Consider the following 4,075-nt stretch of genomic DNA (forward strand, 5'->3'; position numbering starts at 1 on the left):
ATCGACGACACGCGGCGTATCTTTTTTAGTGGCGATACGGGCTATTTCGACGGTTTCAAACGCATCGGCGAGCAATACGGGCCGTTTGACCTGACCCTGATGGAAACCGGCGCTTACAATGTCGATTGGCCCCATGTGCACATGCAGCCGGAGCAGACACTACAGGCGCATATCGACCTTAAAGGGCGCTGGCTGCTGCCGATTCACAATGGCACCTTCGACCTGGCCTTCCACGCCTGGCATGAGCCCTTCGACCGCATCATGGCCCTGGCCTGGGAGCGCAATGTTTCGATCACCACTCCGGCGATGGGTCAGGCTTTTCGCTTGAACCAGCCTGAGCGTGGGCATGCCTGGTGGCTGGAAGTGGAACCTCAATCGGTCAACGAACACGCAGCAGGCTGAGCCAAAGGCCCGTTTGGAAAAGAGCTTTTCAGCGAATTTCAGCCCTGCGACAAAGGCCAAGAGAGAGTGCGATGATCCCCCGGGAATTTTATCTCCGGGAGGATGTTTCGATGGACAGCCATTGTAAGAAACTTTGGAAGATGGGTTTGCCGTGTGCGTCAGCTCAACCGCTGGCATCGCTAATGAACGCCGTCGACGTTCCCGCTTTACCCCCCGGTGCCGCTCCCCCTTCTATTGTCTTTGGCACCGAGCAACGTGCCGGCGCTACGCCCATACCTGGGTATAACGCCTTGGCTCCCCATATACGGCCGGTGCGCGATCCGCCGCTATCGCTGATCGCCATCAGCGGCGTTGACCCTACCGAACCGGTGATGGTGGAGGTACCGCTGGTATTGAATAACACCACCTTCACCGCCTCGCTGCCGCTGACGGGATATCGTATCGGCTATGCCGAGCATTATGTGCAGGGCAAGCAGGTTGAACGGGTCGCACGCAGTGCGGCCTTGAACCGAGCCTTCGACACCCTGCGCCAGGCTGGTGCGCAATGCGTGGCAGTGGATATGCAGCGCAGCGGTGATTGTGAGCAGGCTTGTCATGAAATCGACGAGCTGGTGGTAGGTCTTCGCCTTGATGCCTTGGTGTCAGAGGATCCCGAAGCCGCCTTTCATCACGCCTGTAAAAGCGGCTACCCCAGTATGTGTGAAACCCTGGAAGACGGCTCCAAGGTCTGGTTTTACGGTGCGCGCTGGGCGGGTGATCGCTTGGCGGCACTGGTACGAGCTTACCGCGTGCTGCGGCCGTAGGTATTGATGCCTACATCGGGCTGCGAAGGGTAGGACGCAGTGGCAGGATTCGCCTGAAATAGTGATGGGCGGTCGGCTCTTAGACTGGTGCGGCGCTATCGACCGATAGCTCTCACACTCAGTCAAACAGAGGGGCACTTCATGATCGGACCAGTTTCGGCAGGTGGATGGGCCACGGGCCTGCTTCAGGAGCTTTCAAACCCGGTGCAAGGTTTCAAGAGTGCCTGCCAGATGTCAGCGGAGATGGCCCAAGGAGGCGGCGTCACCTCAGAGTCACTGTTGAAGGACTCGCTCAAACAAATTGCCAATATTGATCGTGGGCTACAGGGCGGCAATGCGTTTTTGGAAACCAACCCGGATGCCATGAGGGAGGCGAAGGCCCGCGATCAGGAACGTGCCAATGGCCGCGTACGCGGGTACTTGCATGGCGTGCCGATAGCGCTCAAGGATGTCTTTGAAACCAATGACCGCATGCAGACCAGTGCAGGCTCCAAGGCGTTGGTGGGTGCGCCTGCCGCCCGGAATGCCAAGGTCGTCGACAATTTGCTGAAAGCTGGCGTGGTGATTGTAGGCAAAACCAATATGAGTGAGCTGTCCAACTTTCGCTCACTCAAATCGGCGGATGGCTGGAGCTCCCGAGGTGGCCAGACGTTGAACCCACATCGACTCGGAGGGACGGTGGCCGGCTCGAGTTCAGGTTCGGCCGTGGCGGTCGCCCAGGGGCATGTGCCCGTGGCACTGGGGTTGGAAACCAACGGATCAATCATCAGCCCCGCAGCCTACAACGGTGTGTTTGGCCTGAAAACAACGACGGGCCTGGTCAGTACCGAAGGCGTCATGACCAGCACCCGCATGGACGCGGTGGGGACCTTCACCCGCAATATCTGTGATGCGGCAGAAGCACTCAATGCAATGACCGAGACCAACGTCTACACCGAGGGCCTGCACGCTGATGCCTTGAAGGGTAAGCGTATTGGCTATACCCCTTTGCCTGAATTGTCCGCAGAGGAGTCCAAAGACCCGGCCAAGCGCGCAGACCGCAAGCACTATGAGGCGGCGCTCGAAGTGATGAAGGCCCAGGGTGCAATTCTAGTGCCCTTGGAGCGGTTGGACGCCGGTGTCCCCGATGAAGCCTATGAGGGTTATAACGAGGCGATATTCTCGGAGGTCAAGCAACAACTGGAAGACTATTTGGCTGGGCGGGAAGGTTTGCCCGTCAAGTCACTTGCTGAGCTGATTGCTTTTATCAAACGCACGCAGAAACCTGATGAGCCTGACCAGAAATTGCTGGAAATGATCAATGAGCTGGAGACCACGCCGCAAAAGCGCGAGGTATTGTGGGAAGCCATCCTTCCTGTATTTCAGAAGACCATTGATGACCCCCTGAAGGAGCACAAGCTCGACGCCATGGTGTCGAATTTTCTGACCCACAACTATTTCTATAGTGCAGCCGCCGGGTACCCCGGTATATCTGTTCCATCAGGCATGGATGATGAAGGCATGCCCACGGCGTTATACGTGTATGGCTCCGGCAAGAGTGAAGCCACCTTGCTGTCAGTAGCCCATGGTTATGAGCAAGCCTCGCAGGCCATTCAAGAACCGGCTTTTCTCCCAGGTGCTCCTTCTACGCAAACACCAGACAGTCCAGATAAAACGGTTGAGGCCACCAACGGCTGAGTTGAGTCAGCCTCGGCTGGTTGCCACGGTTGAACCCATCAATTGAGAGATAAGGCTTTGTGCAGAAGGTTGCGCCGCCGGGGTATCGAACCGGCGCGCACTCATCCCCCACCCCGGTGCGAACCCCGGGAAAAACACCAGCCCTTCGGCCTCCAGGCGAAACGCCAGGATCAAACGGGTTTCATCGTCCACGTCGCCGTGGTCTTCCAATTGTTCAATGGCTTGCACCGCCACGCCAGCCTGGCGAGCCAGCGCTTCGCGGCTCCAGCCCAGCATGACGCGCGCCTGCGCGCAGTGTTTGGCGGTGAATTGATGCAGGACGATCTGTTGTTCTACGAAAGAACTCATTGCCAGAGAGGACATGGGGTTTCTCCAGGTTCGACAGGGGAGGTGCAACTATACTGTGTTTTTGTACAGTTGTTTCTACCGCTCATCCACTGGCGTTGCAACCCCTTATGATTCCAGCCCCGGTGCCTCACGAATAATCAGGTGATCCAGATTCTCGATCCTGGCGCTGAATACCCCGAACGTCTGCTCGGGGTTTTTCTGGCTGGGCACCTGCACAAGCTGCGGCGTGACCCCATAGAAAAAGCAATACAGCGACCGTTCACTGCTGGCCGCCGCCTTGATCTGCTCCAGGAATGCCGTGCGCTTGCGGTAGTTTTCGATGAGCTTTTTGCTCAGGTAGACGTTCACCGAATAAGGCTTCCTGTCGAGCCACACCTTCTTTTCGAAGTCGATGCGAAAACTGCTGGTGTAGTCCTTGATGGTCTTGATCTTGCCCCAGTAAATCAAACCCTGGTTGTCTTGCAGGTATTCGATCTTCTTGAAGAATGCCCAGTAGGTCGCCGCGTGCTCACCGATCTTCAAAGGCATGGCCTTGAGCTTGTCCTTGTCATCGATGTTGGACACGTAGCACTCCACCGGGTGTGCGAATACGCTGGTTTTGTCCGGGATCGAGTCATTGCTGCTAGAAGAGGTGGTAGCGCGGTTTGCGGGCGCTTTCGTCGGCTCCTGAAGGACGCTTCCAGCGGTGCCGACTACCGGCGTTTTAGGCTCGTACAGTCGCCGCGTCAGCACAAATTCCGATGGGAAATTTTCCTCACGCTCGTCGTCATTTTCACCCGTCGCAGGTTTATGGCTGCCGGCATAGCGGCAGCCGTCGATATGCCGCGTGCCGGGTTTGTTCTTGA

At 57.3% G+C, this 4,075-nt stretch carries 5 protein-coding genes; 3 read left to right on the top strand and 2 right to left on the bottom strand.

Annotated features, from left to right (window positions below):
* From DQ405_RS25170 to DQ405_RS25180, 3 genes are all read left to right on the top strand, one after another.
* Nucleotides 1-402: MBL fold metallo-hydrolase (locus tag DQ405_RS25170; RefSeq protein ID WP_168426411.1), on the top strand; the 402-nt coding region annotated here is incomplete at its 5' end.
* Nucleotides 403-584: 182 nt separating this feature from the next.
* Nucleotides 585-1,205 (top strand): hypothetical protein, encoded by a 621-nt coding sequence (locus DQ405_RS25175; RefSeq protein WP_241730217.1) that lies wholly within the window; start codon nt 585-587, stop codon nt 1,203-1,205.
* Nucleotides 1,206-1,436: 231 nt separating this feature from the next.
* Nucleotides 1,437-2,882, top strand: coding sequence for an amidase family protein (locus tag DQ405_RS25180; protein WP_168426414.1), 1,446 nt, complete (start codon nt 1,437-1,439; stop codon nt 2,880-2,882).
* A 6-nt stretch (nt 2,883-2,888) separates the two neighbouring features.
* Here DQ405_RS25180 and DQ405_RS25185 read toward each other — a convergent pair whose 3' ends face one another.
* Nucleotides 2,889-3,245 carry a transcriptional regulator gene (locus DQ405_RS25185; protein WP_014719611.1) on the bottom strand — a complete coding sequence of 119 codons (357 nt, stop codon included), beginning with the start codon at nt 3,243-3,245 and terminating at the stop codon, nt 2,889-2,891.
* A 90-nt stretch (nt 3,246-3,335) separates the two neighbouring features.
* Nucleotides 3,336-4,075, bottom strand: a 740-nt coding sequence (locus DQ405_RS25190; protein WP_168426412.1) for a hypothetical protein, incomplete at its 5' end; no start/stop codon positions are given.

The organism is Pseudomonas sp. SST3, from assembly GCF_003325755.1.